The sequence below is a fragment of the Pseudomonas sp. FDAARGOS_380 genome (assembly GCF_002591235.1).
Taxonomy (GTDB): domain Bacteria; phylum Pseudomonadota; class Gammaproteobacteria; order Pseudomonadales; family Pseudomonadaceae; genus Aquipseudomonas; species Aquipseudomonas salmasensis.
Genome location: NZ_CP023969.1, coordinates 306,008 through 319,799 on the forward strand (window position 1 = coordinate 306,008; position 13,792 = coordinate 319,799).

Sequence of the window (13,792 nt, forward strand, 5' to 3'; positions counted from 1 at the left end):
GCCGGGAGGGTGTTTGTGTTACGTGTGTCGGAATGCAAAACGCCCCGACAGCGCGGGGCGTTATGAGGTTTGCTGGCGGATCCAATCAGGCTTAGAAGGCCGAGATTCCAACAAAGGAAAATCACGACTGGCAGGCCAATCACGTAGCGCCTGCACATAGTCGATCAGCTCTCCTGATTGGCTCGCCGTTAAGGTAGTGGGTCGCTGCGCATCAGTTTCGTCACGGTGCCGCTCGCGCAACCACTTAACACTTTCAATTTCAGCGTCTCGCCATTGCCTGGCTTGTTCGGCCAGAACTTCCGGCGATGGCGGCGGCGGGTCTACCAATACTGGCCTCCCCGTTCTATCTGGCGCAATTTGACGCCCATCCGTTTCACCGGCAAGAAGCTCTTGACGGTACTCGCCAGTAATTACCATTCCCCCGTTATCAGTAGATGAAAAGGCATATCGCCCGTCTTCATCAACCCACTTTGCATAAACCGTGCTTACCAGTTCTTTTTCGCTGTTCATTTGTTCACCCAACCAAAGGCGCGCCAGTTACATTGCGAATTTGTCACACCATTAACAACCGAACTTCCACGCACTAAAGAGCACATGTTCTGAGCGATAAAACCGGTCGTTGTTATGGCTGTGTTTTGCCACAAGGTCATTACGGCCGCGCCCTCCATTGAGCTGTCATAGGGAACAATGAAAGGTGCAGCAGAAAACTGCTCAGGAAACGTTATATTTACTTTGTCAGTAGTTGCTGCGGACAGCCCCCAACACTCAAGCATCCCGCCCGGCAAGTACCGATAACCGTTCACACCTTTTGACTGCCTAAACTCTGAAGACTGTTCGAGTCTCACACTCCTACTCGTAGCGCACCAACCGCCCACGCCATTACTGACAAGTGTTATAAAGTCGCCATTATTGATTTTAATCGAGGGCAGAAACGCACCAAGCCCAAAGTTGATAATATCAGTTCCGTCCGCTCGCACAGTGTCGGGCGCCGTGTAAACATGGTCAGCAAAAAAACTAATACTCGCACCGGCAGGCACTGAGCTAGCGGGTGGCAATGTCACAGAAACTGACCCGCTACCCGATAACGCCATCATGAAGCCAATATGTGCATTGGTCAGTGTTTTCGTTGCCGTGGTAACAACCTCTAACCCCCGATAGGAGCCTTGCGAATTTCCTACAAATTCCGTGGTTGCAACGGATTTATCCCTATCGAACTGGGGTGGCGTAGGTGCCTTCGGGTCACCAGTAAAAACTGGTGAATCCAGCGCTGCCAGCCCCTCCGTAAACTTCCGAAAGCTTAGGGCAGTGGTACCAAGATCGATTGTTCCATCGGTCGTTAGAAACCACAACGTGTCAGCATTCACTGCTCCACGCTCTACGGTCACTTGCATACCTGGCGTCACCTTCTCAGATGCGTCCGCATCTACCGAACGCACCCAGCTATCAGGCCCAACGACGTACAAGCCGTTGTCTTTCGCCTGCGCTTGATTTTTTACCAGCACCCGCGAACCTGCTGGCACCGCGAAACCGTCGATAGCTTGAACGCCCGCCAGGACCACAGGGCCCGTGGTTGCGACTAATGCCGAATGTTTAAAATCAAGCCGGTTGACGGCATTCGCTACCGAGTCGTCAACATACTTTCGAGTAGCGTTTACAACAGCCGGGTCTATCAACAACACAACGTTAGTAGAACTTGAAACAACAAAATTCATCCGTATAACTTGTGTTTTACCAGACCCTTGGGCAAGCAGCGACTTGTAACTTGGCGCGCAATTAGCTACGGCAACCAAATCTCCGTCAGAATCGAAAAGCCCCAATTCGCGAATCCAGAACCCACCTTCATCCGCTGGAATAATCTGCTCGGCTACTAGGATCCCAGGGTTAGTCGGATGAGGCTCCAGGCTATTCAATGGAGCCCGGCGGCGCTCATTAATCAGTGTTTTCTGTGAGCGATCAGGGATAGGGTCAGTACCGTTTGCGTCCCCTACAGCCATATGGGTCAGCTTCCAAGTTAGCAGCCCTGCATCTGACTTAACTTGCTTTGCCTCGCCAACCGCCGTCAGTAACGCGAAAAACTTCGAATTAGCATCAATCATGTGTATACGTCCAAATGGTCTATGGAATGTTCGCGACCAGGCACCCCGACATAGCAGTCAACCAAGATAGGTTCAGGCGCAGGAGGATAAACTTCTATTTCATCTATGGAACACTCTCGAATCCCGCTTCCGATAAAACCTGTCACCTCGATGTCACTAAGTACCGGCGGATAAACATCAATAACTTCTCCGTCAGATATGCTTGCAAAAATGTTTATAGCCCCGGTGGATTCCAGGCTAATCGCCAGCCCTGTCAGGTGACGGCTGACGGGCTTGGCGTCATCAATCAGCCGCTCCAGCTCCTGATACATTTCCTCAGTGATACCGGTGTCCAACACTCCGACCTTTAACGCAAAGGTGCCTGGGGTCCCTTCGGGCCTCATGTTGAACCACTCGATAATCTCGATCAGGTAGCCCAGAGGCTCTACCACACGGCGTAACGCGCCGATGGTGCCCTTGTGGGCATGTATGTAATAAGAGGCCTTGATGGCGGCGCGTTTGGTCGCCTCGGTCCATCGGTAATCCCAGCGATCCACCGACCATGCCCATGCCAGATGCGGCAGCAAATGCACCGGGCAGGTATCAGCGTTGTAGAGGTCGCGAAGCGGGACAATCGTTTTCTCGAAAAACGTAGCCTCCATGGCCCGTTCAAGTTGCGTGCTGTTGATCGGCAAAAGGCTTTTCATTTCAAGCCGCCAGCGTCACGGTGTAGCCCGTACAGTACGCCGCCTGAGCTTTGGTCGGGGCCAAGTCCTGCCAGCCGACCAGCTCAACCCGAGAAACGCCGGCAACGTGTAACTGAGCGTCTACGCCGGAACGTGCAACTTCAACGCCGAGCCGTTTGCGCGGATTGATCCATGCAGCCAGTCGACTTTTCGCCTCGGCTAAACTGGCATCAGCTTCTGGGCCCGCGCTGGTCATGTGCAGGATCGCCTTGACTTGGTAGCGGATCACCTGGGCGCTCTGAACCGTCACCCTATCCCCCACCGGCCGGACATCGTCGTCATTCAGCGCAGTTGCCACCGTGGCGAGCAGCTCCGGGGAAGCCTCACCCTCCCCGTCCAATCCCAGCACCGTTACCGTCACGTAACAAGGCGCCGGGCTTTCGGCCGTGGCATCCGCCACCAGCCCCGAGGCGTTACGCGCATGCAGGATGTAGCTGTTACGCGGGCCGGCCGTGGTCAGTCCCTCATAGGCCAACTGGATGCGCTCTCGGAACGCATCGTCGTCTTCTTTGACTTCAGGAACTGGCGGAAAGGCCAGTAGATCCTCTGCTTGAATGACCAGGCGTTTGAGGTTGACGTTGGCCCCCAGGTGATCGAGGTCACCGCGTATGGCGTGCGCCAGCAATACCGCTTTGCCGGCGTCATTCACTCGGGCGCGATTGCCGACCTTGATGTAAGCGCCAACCTCCAGCACCTTAAGCACCGGATCGCTCTCCAGCGCTGCAGTCCAGTTGCCGCCCATGTATCCGCGAAAGACGCCCAGCCCCTCCTGAAAAACCTCTTCGAAGTCCAGCGGCTCTAACACGGTCGGCGCCGGTAACGACGACAGATCCACGATACTCATACGGCCACCTCCAGCGTGACGCTGTCGCCTAGGTACTGCCCGACGATCTTCAGGTTAATTTGCCCGCCGATAACGGAAATGACGCGCACTTGATCCAGCTTCAAACGCGGCTCCCAGCGGCCCAGTGCGCGGGCGACCTCCGCCTGCACGGCGCTTTTCCAGCCATCGGTGACGGGCAAATCCACAAATCGCCGGAGCTTGCTGCCGTAAGCCATCCGATGCCGCCGGCTGCCCAACGGCGTGCCCAATATGTCTGGAACCGATTGCCGCAAGTGTGCGATGCCGGAAATGGGTTGGCCGGTGTGGCGATCCATTCCGATCATTGTGATTACTCCTTCAATTGCTCCAGATCTGGATGCGCTTTCAAGAACGCAAATTGATCATCACCACATGCGGTAACTCGACCAGCAACAACAGGAAGCGTCCCGCCGCCGGGTAGGATCAATGTCCGCGAGGTGAAAACCTTGTCGCGAAAAACACGCCCTGGTCCGATGGGCTCAACCGCGTCAGCAGTCACGGGAAAACCCAGCGGCGCCGGCTTCAACCCCGGAACCACAGTGGCCTCGGCAGAATCGCCATCAGTTCTAGACTTACTCATAAAGCAGACTCCAGATATGAAAAAGCCCGCACTGGGCGGGCTGTTTGTGGGTTGAAATTAATGCGTGTGGTGATTGCTGTTGCCACCGGCGTCGATGATCGCACCGGCACTGGTGATGCCTTTCGTGACGTGTAACGCGCCATCGATCATCACCGCTGCTTTCAGATTGATGTTGCCGGTGGTCACGTTCACGGCGCTGTCCGTCACGACCACCTCTGTACTGGCGACTTTGATGGTCACCGTACCGCTCGGCAGGGTGATGCTGTAGCTCTTTGCCTGCCAGTCGTAAATCAGCGAGCCGCCATCATCAAACCGCCAGACTTCCACATGATCCCGGTTATCCGGTGGCGGACCCGCGTTGCCATACAATCCCGGAATGAACGTGCCCTGTGACACGTCACCGCTGGCACTGACCAATGTCCCCTGCTCACCCAGAGACGGAGCCCTCCAATGCCTGGCTTTGCCGGCGGCGATGCTGTGCCAGCGCACCCAGGCGCTAGTCCATTCGCCGTCCGAAACCCGACACATCGGAGGGGAGGCAGCCAGATCGACCGCCACCACAAAGCAATCCTTGACCACCCCCGCAAGCATGCGGTCATGCTGGGCAGTGGCATAGCCGCTCACAAGTCCTCCGCTGGAACAAAGTCCTCTTTGACGTCGTTGTTAAAGCCAAACAACAGCATGCCGGGCGGCTGATCGGGCCAAGGCCACTCTTCAGGACCGAGGTAAACCTGCTGCGTCCATTCCACCAGCCAAACGGTGTAACCATCCAACACTGGCTGGGTCCAGTCCTGTAGTGCCTGAACGAACTCTGCCGGCTCGACTTCCAGCCCCCAGGTCTGAGCTCGGAGTAGGACCGCAAGTTGGGTAGCCAGCTGCACCGCCTGTTGCTGATGCAGAGGATAGATCGGGTCGACGACGATACGTGCCTCGAACTTACACACCAATGTGGTTTCACCCGTGCCGATATCGGTACCGGGCTCGATCTCAGCCAGCTCCAGAAAGACCGCCGGTAAAGCGATGCGATCCTGAATGTCCGGCCAGGCACTTACCGTCTGAACCCCTGGCAGATGGCCCACCAGGTGTTGCTCGACCGCCCGGTAAAGCTGGTCCAGGCTAAAAGGTTGGTCAGCCATTAACCGATCCTCTTCAAGTATTTCTGTAGTTCGAAGTTGAGCTCCTGCTGCAGGATCTCCAACAGACGCTCGTCCGCCTTTTGTACCCAGCTTTCAAAGTGCGGACGGGCTTGTTCCAGAGACACCTTGGCTTTCGCTAATGGAAAACGATTTCCATTTTCTGCGACCCATCCAGAACTTGCACCGCGACCAGCGGATACCGTGCTGTCTGGGTAATCATCAGCATTGAAGTGCTTGCTAGCAGTGCGAATCCAAATGTCTGGCTTGTTGCCGTAGACCTTCTTGAGAAACGCGCCTTGATAACGCCGCCCCGCCACCGACACTCCGCTACCGGTTTGCCGCGCCCGGCCAATCCGGCTGGACTCGATGGCATTCAAGCCGAACCACAACTTGCCGCTCGATGCCCCGCCGGACACTGGGTAGCTGCGTAACCGTTGACGCACTGCCGCGACAGCAATGCGCTCCTGCCTGCTGACTGCACGGGCAATGTGCGTGCGCAACCAGCCCAACGTCTTGTTGATCGCGCGTCGGTGGGCCGCAGCAGCTGCCTTGGGCACCAACTTGGCGAAGTCCTGAAACGCCTGGAGATCTGCAGCTGACGACTGGATCGAGATCATCCCGCCGCCGGCCGAGGGTTTGACGTAGCTACCGATGCTCATGGGCGCAGCCTCAGGATCAAGGCGACCAGACCGTCGCCGCTCGGCTCCAGCTGCAGCAAGTCGTAATCGCCGCCGCCGTCCAGGGCGGGCAAGTCGATGCTGACCAAAAGCCCGCGTTTCAAGCCTTCCGAATCACTGACGCGGATCTCAAACCGAGGCTCACGCAAGCCGGTATTGAGCTTGCCGAGCTTCGGCTGCAACCAGGGCGCCGCAAACATACCAAGCACCGGCTCTTCGCGGCCCTCAATCCGTGCGCTATCGCCCAGTGTTTCGAAGACCACTTCGTCGATGTCTTCGATCAGATCGCGGAAGGCCACGATCACATCTCCAGCAGGATCTGCGCGCGAGGCCGCGTGCAAAGGTGCAGCGGGTTGGACTGGGCTTCCCCGGCGACACCCTTGTTGAAAGGCAGCGGCTCGATCTTGCTGTAGTACGGGATGCCCTGGGTGTTGACCGTTTCCATGTAGTCGGCCGGTGCGAAGGACGAGATGTACAGGTCAGGGACGCCCTCGGGGACCAGCAGTGCCTTGTCGTCATGGACGAACGCAACGCCAGCAACCTTGCCGCGATACCGCTCCCAGACGATCCCGCCGAACTCGAAAGCTTCACGTGCATCACCACGCAGTGACGCGGCCTGCATGGTGTTGAGATAGGTCTCTTTGACCGACTTGTGCACGATCAGCTTGTTCCAGAAGTTCTTGCCGCACAACGCGCGGGAGCCGCTGCTGGTGACGCTGCCGAGGGCTTCCTCTTGCATATCCAGCGCTTCGCCGCATTTGACGCGCAGCTCGGTATCTGGGCTGTTCAAGCCCATCGGCAGTTTCTGGCGATTCACGCCGAAGGATTTATAAATATCCAACAGGACTGTCTTGCCATCGGCGTCCAGCACCTGCCCGTTCAACGCACCCATACGCTGGAATTCGTGGGTGGCATCCAGCTGTCGGCGGGCCTTTGCCAGGCGCTTGTTAACTACATCCTGCACGGCCTGCAGTTCGCTGCGGGTACCAAAGGCGCGAATGCCTTGGATCTTATCGGCCTTGATGGTGAAGCGCTCCGGCAGGTGCACGGTGTTGAACGGGATCAACTGACGCTTATTCGCACCGACCACCAGGCCAGAAGTACCACGTTCACCAGATGGCACCAGGGCCAGAGTGTCGCCGTCTTTCTCGATCTGCACGGTCAGCGTGCTGATGCCCTCTTCGCGGAAAAGGCCGAGGCTGCTGATACGGCCCGGCAGGTATTCCTGTTCATTGATTGCGGCAGTCAACGAGGAAACGCTGAACGCATCGTCTTCAAAAATGGCGATATCGGCCATGGGGGTACACTCCAGAAACGAAAAATCCCGCACTCGGCGGGATGGATAAATGGGATAAGCGTCTTAGCGCACGATCACGTGCTGGTTGTTCAGGGCTTTCTCGGCGGCAGGATCAAGGCCGGTCAAATGCGCCTCGCTGACCTCAGCCAGCCGCACGATGGCACGACCGCGCCGGACAACATCGGATTCGCTTAAAGGCCCGTAGAGGATCGCCACGGCGTTTTCGGTGCCGTCCTCAGCTGTCGCTTTATAAGGCGCAAACTCACCGCTGGCTGTGACCAGGCCGAGGATCTGGCCCGGTTCCAGGGCAGGCCCTGCCGCTACGTTGATCGCTTCGCGGGAAATGTTGCCAGCGCCTTCGGACAGTAGGAACTCGCCCGCGTGCATCGATTCAGTTTTCATGCTCTTACTCCTTTCGAGGTTCCGTTCTGCGCCGCCTGCCGGCTTGCCCAGATTGAATGACTGTCGACCTGTTTGGCCTTGATAGTGGGTGCCGGATCATTGTCGAGCGGCAGACTGTTGTTGATTTCAAAACCGCCACCGCTGCTTACCAGCTTGTCGAACAGGCGCGCCCTGACAGCAGCTTCATCCAGACCGGCAGCCAGAAATTCGCCGGTCAGTTCCGGCAATCGTGCCGCGACACACAGGCCGTGCAGCGCTTTCGCCTTGGTCAGCGCCGCAGTGACTACCGCTTCGCTTTCCAGCTTTGTCGAAGCGAGTATCGGGTCCACCAGGTTGCTGATGCCAGCCGCCGCACACCCCTTGGTAACCATCAACGCCAATCCGGCAGCGTCCAATACGGGTGCTGGATCCGCAGGATTTACAGGATCAGTCGGCTCGACATCCGGCTCTTCGTCCAACTGAGCCAGCAATTCAGCCGGGGCGTTCTGGAAGCGCTGCAACACGCTGCCCTGCCCGAGGCAGGCTTTCACCTTCAGCCCGTCGCCCACTTCATCGGCCAAGCCCAAGGCGACTGCTTCGTTGGCCGTCAGCCAGGTTTCGGCGTTAACCATGCGCCGAAGCTCGGCCTCGTCGATGTCCGGCGCTTTGGACTTGTAGGCCGCAATAATCGCTTCCAGTGTCTGGTCCAGCACGTCGGCGACACGCCGGAAGTCCTCAGCATCACCGCCGGTAAAGGTGTAGGGGTTGTGGATCATCAACATGGCATTGGCCGCGATCACCACCCGGTGAGCGCCACACACGGCAACACTGGCCGCGCTGGCCGCCAGCGCATCAATGCGCCCGGTACAGCGCTCGCCCAAGCGCGACAGCGCGTTGTGAATAGCCAGGCCGTCGAATAGGTCGCCGCCAATGCTGTTGAACGCCACAACGACCGGGGAAACGCCGTCATCCATCGCCCGCAGGTCCTGAACAAACTGGTTAGCGCTGACACCCCAGGTGCCGATCTCACCGTATACAAATACCTCAATGGTCTGTTGTTCAGCTTCACCGCTGGCCTGGAATGTGTACCAACTTTTATCCGCGACTTTTACCTGCTTGCCAGCCTTGTCATAAATGCGCGGGATCGCTTTTTTACTCATGGTTGTTCCTTGTCATCAATCGGCTCGATGGCATCAAGCGTGGTGTAGTTGAGGCCCAGATCGGTGGACCTGGCGAGGTCGGCCGCGTTTTCCGCGTCGATGGTTTCCGCGTCGTAGCCGTTGCGCAGACACATCTCGCTGCGCGAACCGAAGCCCGCCTGCACTTCCATCCGCCGCGCCTGCACGTCCTGCACCGGCTGGATGTAGGCCCAGCCTTGTGGCACCCAGCGTGTGCGCAGGTATTCGCGCCGACGTTGGGCGTAGTCCTCCAGCACCAGGGCACCGGACAGCACCGCCATGTCCATCCAGGCGGCACGCACCGGGCGACACAGTTGATGCACATACACGCCGAATTGCAGCTGCTCCAGGCGCCGCCTGAACTCGTTGAGCACGACCCGCAACGCCCGGTCGTTGACCTCGCGCATGTCGCCGGTGAGGATCTCGTACGGCGTGCCCGAACCCGCCGCCGCTGCCATCAGCTGCTGCCGCATGAAGTCCGGGTAGTTGTTGCCGGCGTCCGGCGGTTTGGAGAACTCCACCTCTTCACCTGGCCCCAGCTCCTGCATGGTGCCGGGTTCCAGGGCGACCATGGGCGTGAAGCCGTCGCGGTCGGTGACCAGCAGCTCCCCGGTCATCGGGTTGCGCGCCTGCGGCCCGGCCTCAGGTGCAGGACGCTTGATGAAGCCGGCAAACAGGTTCGCCACCTCCTGGCGGAATAGCACTGCGTCGTCGTAGTTGTCCAGACTTCGCAAGCGTTTCAACACCGGGGCCAAGCGTGGTACACCGCGCAGTTGCCCTGGCTCCATCGGCTCGAAGATATGCAGCACCTGCGTCGCAGGCACCCGCACCAGCTGGTTGTAACCGACGTTTAACGACGACGAATCGCGTGGGTGCGACAAGTACATCCAGTACGCCACACGCTTGCCGGCCGGATTGAACTCGATCCCGGCGCGGATGCCGTTGCCGTTTTTGGCCGTCTCGAACTTGTCATGTGGGACAAACTCAGGTGCCAGCGCCTGCAGTTGTAGCGGCACCGCTAACCCCTCACTGAGGCTGCGCGGCCGCAACCGCACAAAGCACTCACCGGCCGTTTCAACCGTGCGCGCCACCAGGGCCTGCATGCCGTAGAAGTCGGTCAGTTCATCGGCGTCCGCTTCATCAACCCAGTCGTCCCACAATTGCTGCTGGAGTTTGCGCAGTTCCGCGTCATCCGTGGTCGGCCTGGGGGTGATGCCGGTGCCGATCAGGTTGCTGACGCGCTTGTCGATGACATTGAAGGCGTACGGATCATTGCGCACCGCCGCCCGTGAACGCGCCCGCAGGTTACGCAGGGCCGGGGTGTTGATGCTGTTGATGCCGTTGTCGGTGGCTTCCCAACTGGCCGAGCGTCGGCCCTCACCCGCGCCTTCGTAACTGGCCTTGATGTTCGACGGCAGCAAGAATCCATTACGGGTCAGCGTCGGATAGTGTCGTGCCATTATAGTCCTTTGCCTCCATGCATGAGCCGAACGACGCGAGATCGCGGCCCGGCGGCTTGACTCAGCGACGTACGGATCTCGTCACGAGCCTTGAGCAGTTCGTCGATGGAACGGTATTCCACCGTGCGGTCGCTGTAGCGCACGGTCTTTTCACCGCGTGCAATGGCGCGCTCGATGGCTTCGAGGTGCTTCGGGGTAAACGACATATCAGCGTCTCTTCAGGTAACCGCTGGTGGAACTGCGGCGTTGTGGGGGTGCAGCGGGTCGCGGTTGGGCGACCGGGGCAACGGGTTGCGGCGCCACTTGCGGTGTCGCGGTAGCCTGTGGGGCAACCGTTACACGCTCAGCAGCGACCACCTTTTCATCGAATAAACCGGCCTGTGCCAGCGAGTTCCGTACCCGATCCCAGTCGTGTTCCTGATACCGGTTGATGCCGAGGTAATGCGCCATCGCCAGGCAATACACCATCAGGTCGAGGGCTTCGTTTCGCTCGGCCTTGCCCTTGATCCACTCGATACGCTTGTGGCCCCGCACGTACTTGGCGACCTTGCGCTCGGCCACGCACTGGGCAAAGAACTCGTCCGGCAGGTCGTTGGCAAAGTGCAGCGCACCTGGGCCGGACTCGAACGGGTAACGGTTGTATATCCAGTCCTTTGCGGTGTCGGTACCGACAAACCACAGCTCGGCGCCGCCTCGTTCGGTCTGGCCCTTCCAGGTCACATCAACCATGGACGGCCGTTGAGCGATCACCGGCTTACCGGGCTTGCTCGCGCCCTTGATGGCGAAGATGTTGCGCCAGCGCCGCACGCGGCAGAACTGGTAGACCTCGTCGGTGTGGTGGCCGCCGGAGTCGACGGCGACCGCGAGAATGCCCAGGCCGACGCCACACGGATGCCGGTACCGCTCTTTCAGCAGTTCATCCAGTACCGCCCAGGTGCGCTCGTCCGAAGGGTCGCCCGCGATCACCCTGTGGTCGATGACCCAGCGCTCCATGCCGACACCCCAGCCCATTGCCATGAACTCCAGACGGTCGGCCTGTACGTCGACGGCGCCCGTGATCATCATCACGGCGGCGGGCATCGCACCGAGGGAGAACCCTTCCCGGCGTGCACGCTCGATCAGTACCGATGCCTTGGTCTGCTCTTGCGCGCTGTCCCACACCTTAGCCAGGCGGGTGTTGTAGAACACCTGCATGGGTTCAAGGTCGCCTTTGGCCTGGGCCTTTTTCGCCTTCTCGAATTGCTTCGCCAGCGACTTCCAGCCCGTCCATCCCAGCGGTGAATACAGCGCGTTGAGGTGGAAGCCGACCGTCTCGCCATCGCCCTTGGCATGGGCACGCCACTCGCCTCGGGCGAGCATGTCTCCCTTGTGGTGTTCCTCGATCAGCACATCGCAGTCAGGCCCGGCGCACTCGTAATGCACCACGCTGAAGTCCTGGGAATAATGCAGCCGCTCCCACTCCAAGGTTTGCATGTGCCCGCAGGTGGGGCACGGCACGTAGTAGTAACGCTGGTCGCTACCCTCGAACAGATCGTCGATGCGCGAGGCGCCCTTGATGGTCGGCGAACTGGAGAAGTAGAACTTGGCATTGCGGCCGAAGGTACTGCCCCGCGTTTCCGCCAGTTCGATGGGATCGCCCTCTTCGCCTACGTCGACCTCCCAACGGTCGATCTCATCGCCGTACACATAGCGCGCCGACAACTCGGCCAAGTTGGCCGCAGAGCCGGCAGTGGTGACGTACAGCGAGCCTCCCTCGAACTCCTTGGTGTCCATGGTATTGCGCGAGTCCCGCGAGCGGCTCGCCGCCACACGTTCGCGCAGCACCGGGGTGGCCTTGATGGTCTTGCCTATCCGAGACGACACCCGCTTTGCCAGACCCAGGCTGGGCAGCAGCGTGAGGATGTTCGACGGCACCATGTGAATCAACGCGCCGATCCAGTTCAATGCGATCTGGGTTTTCATCAGTTGCGAGGCAACCATGGTGACCACGCGCTTGCACGGGTGAGCCGGTGACAGGCAACGCATTGGCTCGCGTGCGTAGGGCGTTCGCACGGTGCGATATTTCCCTGGCTCGGCGGCGCCGGTATCACGCGGGATGCGCATGTACTCGTCGGCCCACTCGTCCACCCAGAGGCTGGGGTCTGGACGCAGCCCACGGAAATACGCCTCACGGTACACCTCAGCGCCGTCAGGTTTTTCCGTCTGCATGGGTTAACTCGTAGTGATCAGATCGCGTTCAAGGTCAGCCGAAGACATGCGCTCGGCCTCTTCCAGGGACTGCCGCAGCGCCTTGGTCAGGTGCTGCTCAATCTCCCAAGGGTCGGACATCGCCGCCAGTTCTGGGGCCAATTGCGGGGGCATGCTGAGCAACTGATCGCGCAGCATGCGTCCGGCGTTGTAGGCCCCGGTGGTGACCGCCTTCATATCCACCAGCGAGCCCTGCACCTTGTGAAACTCGGCTTCGGCCAGCTGGGCCAGGTAGTACTCGCGGTGTGCGCGGGCCTTCTGGAAGTCGGGTTGCCCGCTCTTCGCGCCAGCAGGCTGCGGCGGCGCAGCCGTGTTAGTCGGCTCGACCATGGGGGACAGTTGGCTGTAAACATCACGCTGGAGCCGGTCTTGTTGGTGCCGAGCCGCGACGGCAGCCTTGCTGGGGTCGGCGGTTTCGAGGATCAGCGCTTCTGTTGCCAGCACGTCGACCTTCTTGCCATCCGGCGACAGCACCAGGCGGTTGTTGTCTTTCAGCCAAGTGATGTAGCTCGGCGTCCTGCCGATGCGAACCGCGAAGGCGCTTTTAGACAGGAACAGTGGATCCGTCATAAGCCCTCCTTTTCAACGGCTTTTCAATGGAAACCTTTCAATTTCAGTGGATTGAATTTCAGTAAGCTGGCAGCCCTGCCGCTAACGCTTTCCCGCGGGTTTCATGCCCCGTGTCCCTCGAATGCCGCCAGGGTCCCCGGCGACTTTCGGCGCACCATTTTGACGCGCACCGCCACAAGCCACGTATTCCGTGGCCTCCAGAGCATCACGCCTGACCGCTGCCCGAGGGCGGCACATCGCACACGCCCAACCGCTTGGCGGCCCAGCGTTCATACAGCCCGATGGCAACATCGGCGCCGGCCATCGCGGTGAGGCATCCGATGCTCCCTGCCGCCAGGACCGACATGCCCGAAGCGTGCAGCAACATCATGGTGGAAAGCCCGCAAACCACGCAGGCCCCGGATCGAAGGAGCAAGCGGCGAATCAAGGACCAGCCACTTACCCCCGCTTTGTCGGCCCGCCATGCTTCGCCGGATATGCCGCCGACCAGGGACAGCACGATCACCATCCAGATCGGCATATCAATAAGCGCTTGCTGCTCGTTCGTCATACACAACTCCAGAAATGCAGAAGCCGGCTTTCA

The 13,792-nt window shown here is 59.4% G+C and carries 18 protein-coding genes; all 18 read right to left on the reverse strand.

What is annotated here, in order from left to right; genetic code table 11:
- Positions 1-60 precede the first annotated feature (60 nt).
- Positions 61-510 carry a phage tail assembly chaperone gene (locus tag CRN80_RS30345; RefSeq protein WP_138183486.1) on the reverse strand — a complete coding sequence of 150 codons (450 nt, stop codon included), beginning with the start codon at positions 508-510 and terminating at the stop codon, positions 61-63.
- The gene (locus tag CRN80_RS01565; protein ID WP_098949414.1) at positions 507-2,096 is read right to left on the reverse strand and encodes a phage tail protein; all 1,590 of its coding nucleotides are present in this window, start codon (positions 2,094-2,096) and stop codon (positions 507-509) included. Before CRN80_RS01565 ends, CRN80_RS30345 begins: the two co-directional genes overlap by 4 nt.
- The gene (locus CRN80_RS01570) at positions 2,093-2,782 is read right to left on the reverse strand and encodes a phage tail protein I (RefSeq protein WP_098949415.1); all 690 of its coding nucleotides are present in this window, start codon (positions 2,780-2,782) and stop codon (positions 2,093-2,095) included. Before CRN80_RS01570 ends, CRN80_RS01565 begins: the two co-directional genes overlap by 4 nt.
- Before the next feature lies 1 nt (position 2,783).
- Positions 2,784-3,665, reverse strand: a complete 882-nt coding sequence (locus CRN80_RS01575) for a baseplate J/gp47 family protein (protein ID WP_098949416.1) — start codon at positions 3,663-3,665, stop codon at positions 2,784-2,786.
- Positions 3,662-3,988 (reverse strand): GPW/gp25 family protein, encoded by a 327-nt coding sequence (locus CRN80_RS01580; RefSeq protein ID WP_098949417.1) that lies wholly within the window; start codon positions 3,986-3,988, stop codon positions 3,662-3,664. The genes CRN80_RS01575 and CRN80_RS01580 overlap by 4 nt, the downstream gene beginning before the upstream one ends.
- Positions 3,989-3,993: 5 nt before the next feature.
- Positions 3,994-4,263 carry a hypothetical protein gene (locus tag CRN80_RS01585; RefSeq protein ID WP_098949418.1) on the reverse strand — a complete coding sequence of 90 codons (270 nt, stop codon included), beginning with the start codon at positions 4,261-4,263 and terminating at the stop codon, positions 3,994-3,996.
- Positions 4,264-4,320: 57 nt separating this feature from the next.
- Complete coding sequence (locus tag CRN80_RS01590) at positions 4,321-4,854, reverse strand: phage baseplate assembly protein V (protein WP_056783628.1); 534 nt, start codon at positions 4,852-4,854, stop codon at positions 4,321-4,323.
- Between the two features lie 29 nt (positions 4,855-4,883).
- Positions 4,884-5,399: a hypothetical protein gene (locus CRN80_RS01595; protein ID WP_098949419.1), complete on the reverse strand. Its 516-nt coding sequence runs from the start codon at positions 5,397-5,399 to the stop codon at positions 4,884-4,886.
- Positions 5,399-6,058, reverse strand: coding sequence for a hypothetical protein (locus CRN80_RS01600; protein WP_098949420.1), 660 nt, complete (start codon positions 6,056-6,058; stop codon positions 5,399-5,401). The genes CRN80_RS01595 and CRN80_RS01600 overlap by 1 nt, the downstream gene beginning before the upstream one ends.
- The gene (locus CRN80_RS01605; RefSeq protein ID WP_098949421.1) at positions 6,055-6,375 is read right to left on the reverse strand and encodes a hypothetical protein; all 321 of its coding nucleotides are present in this window, start codon (positions 6,373-6,375) and stop codon (positions 6,055-6,057) included. The genes CRN80_RS01600 and CRN80_RS01605 overlap by 4 nt, the downstream gene beginning before the upstream one ends.
- A 2-nt stretch (positions 6,376-6,377) precedes the next feature.
- On the reverse strand, positions 6,378-7,373 hold the full coding sequence (locus CRN80_RS01610) for a major capsid protein (protein ID WP_098949422.1): 996 nt from the start codon (positions 7,371-7,373) through the stop codon (positions 6,378-6,380).
- Positions 7,374-7,436: 63 nt separating this feature from the next.
- The gene (locus CRN80_RS01615) at positions 7,437-7,775 is read right to left on the reverse strand and encodes a head decoration protein (protein ID WP_056783424.1); all 339 of its coding nucleotides are present in this window, start codon (positions 7,773-7,775) and stop codon (positions 7,437-7,439) included.
- Complete coding sequence (locus CRN80_RS01620; RefSeq protein ID WP_098949423.1) at positions 7,772-8,914, reverse strand: head maturation protease, ClpP-related; 1,143 nt, start codon at positions 8,912-8,914, stop codon at positions 7,772-7,774. The genes CRN80_RS01615 and CRN80_RS01620 overlap by 4 nt, the downstream gene beginning before the upstream one ends.
- Positions 8,911-10,392 carry a phage portal protein gene (locus CRN80_RS01625; protein WP_098949424.1) on the reverse strand — a complete coding sequence of 494 codons (1,482 nt, stop codon included), beginning with the start codon at positions 10,390-10,392 and terminating at the stop codon, positions 8,911-8,913. The genes CRN80_RS01620 and CRN80_RS01625 overlap by 4 nt, the downstream gene beginning before the upstream one ends.
- Entirely contained in the window at positions 10,392-10,598 is a 207-nt protein-coding gene (locus CRN80_RS01630) for a phage head-tail joining protein (RefSeq protein WP_059397074.1), read from the reverse strand. The genes CRN80_RS01625 and CRN80_RS01630 overlap by 1 nt, the downstream gene beginning before the upstream one ends.
- A gap of 1 nt (position 10,599) precedes the next feature.
- Positions 10,600-12,600 carry a phage terminase large subunit family protein gene (locus tag CRN80_RS01635; RefSeq protein WP_073521655.1) on the reverse strand — a complete coding sequence of 667 codons (2,001 nt, stop codon included), beginning with the start codon at positions 12,598-12,600 and terminating at the stop codon, positions 10,600-10,602.
- A 3-nt stretch (positions 12,601-12,603) separates the two neighbouring features.
- Positions 12,604-13,209 (reverse strand): terminase small subunit, encoded by a 606-nt coding sequence (locus CRN80_RS01640; RefSeq protein ID WP_098949425.1) that lies wholly within the window; start codon positions 13,207-13,209, stop codon positions 12,604-12,606.
- A gap of 205 nt (positions 13,210-13,414) precedes the next feature.
- Positions 13,415-13,759, reverse strand: a complete 345-nt coding sequence (locus CRN80_RS01645) for a phage holin family protein (RefSeq protein ID WP_043046669.1) — start codon at positions 13,757-13,759, stop codon at positions 13,415-13,417.
- Positions 13,760-13,792: the final 33 nt, after the last annotated feature.

What these genes read in the sequence shown, in the direction of transcription:
- CRN80_RS30345 (WP_138183486.1), bottom strand. Translation starts at nt 510, where the DNA reads ATGAACAGCGAAAAAGAACTGGTAAGCACGGTTTATGCAAAGTGGGTT.
- CRN80_RS01565 (WP_098949414.1), bottom strand. Translation starts at nt 2,096, where the DNA reads ATGATTGATGCTAATTCGAAGTTTTTCGCGTTACTGACGGCGGTTGGC.
- CRN80_RS01570 (WP_098949415.1), bottom strand. Translation starts at nt 2,782, where the DNA reads ATGAAAAGCCTTTTGCCGATCAACAGCACGCAACTTGAACGGGCCATG.
- CRN80_RS01575 (WP_098949416.1), bottom strand. Translation starts at nt 3,665, where the DNA reads ATGAGTATCGTGGATCTGTCGTCGTTACCGGCGCCGACCGTGTTAGAG.
- CRN80_RS01580 (WP_098949417.1), bottom strand. Translation starts at nt 3,988, where the DNA reads ATGATCGGAATGGATCGCCACACCGGCCAACCCATTTCCGGCATCGCA.
- CRN80_RS01585 (WP_098949418.1), bottom strand. Translation starts at nt 4,263, where the DNA reads ATGAGTAAGTCTAGAACTGATGGCGATTCTGCCGAGGCCACTGTGGTT.
- CRN80_RS01590 (WP_056783628.1), bottom strand. Translation starts at nt 4,854, where the DNA reads ATGCTTGCGGGGGTGGTCAAGGATTGCTTTGTGGTGGCGGTCGATCTG.
- CRN80_RS01595 (WP_098949419.1), bottom strand. Translation starts at nt 5,399, where the DNA reads ATGGCTGACCAACCTTTTAGCCTGGACCAGCTTTACCGGGCGGTCGAG.
- CRN80_RS01600 (WP_098949420.1), bottom strand. Translation starts at nt 6,058, where the DNA reads ATGAGCATCGGTAGCTACGTCAAACCCTCGGCCGGCGGCGGGATGATC.
- CRN80_RS01610 (WP_098949422.1), bottom strand. Translation starts at nt 7,373, where the DNA reads ATGGCCGATATCGCCATTTTTGAAGACGATGCGTTCAGCGTTTCCTCG.
- CRN80_RS01615 (WP_056783424.1), bottom strand. Translation starts at nt 7,775, where the DNA reads ATGAAAACTGAATCGATGCACGCGGGCGAGTTCCTACTGTCCGAAGGC.
- CRN80_RS01620 (WP_098949423.1), bottom strand. Translation starts at nt 8,914, where the DNA reads ATGAGTAAAAAAGCGATCCCGCGCATTTATGACAAGGCTGGCAAGCAG.
- CRN80_RS01625 (WP_098949424.1), bottom strand. Translation starts at nt 10,392, where the DNA reads ATGGCACGACACTATCCGACGCTGACCCGTAATGGATTCTTGCTGCCG.
- CRN80_RS01630 (WP_059397074.1), bottom strand. Translation starts at nt 10,598, where the DNA reads ATGTCGTTTACCCCGAAGCACCTCGAAGCCATCGAGCGCGCCATTGCA.
- CRN80_RS01635 (WP_073521655.1), bottom strand. Translation starts at nt 12,600, where the DNA reads ATGCAGACGGAAAAACCTGACGGCGCTGAGGTGTACCGTGAGGCGTAT.
- CRN80_RS01640 (WP_098949425.1), bottom strand. Translation starts at nt 13,209, where the DNA reads ATGACGGATCCACTGTTCCTGTCTAAAAGCGCCTTCGCGGTTCGCATC.
- CRN80_RS01645 (WP_043046669.1), bottom strand. Translation starts at nt 13,759, where the DNA reads ATGACGAACGAGCAGCAAGCGCTTATTGATATGCCGATCTGGATGGTG.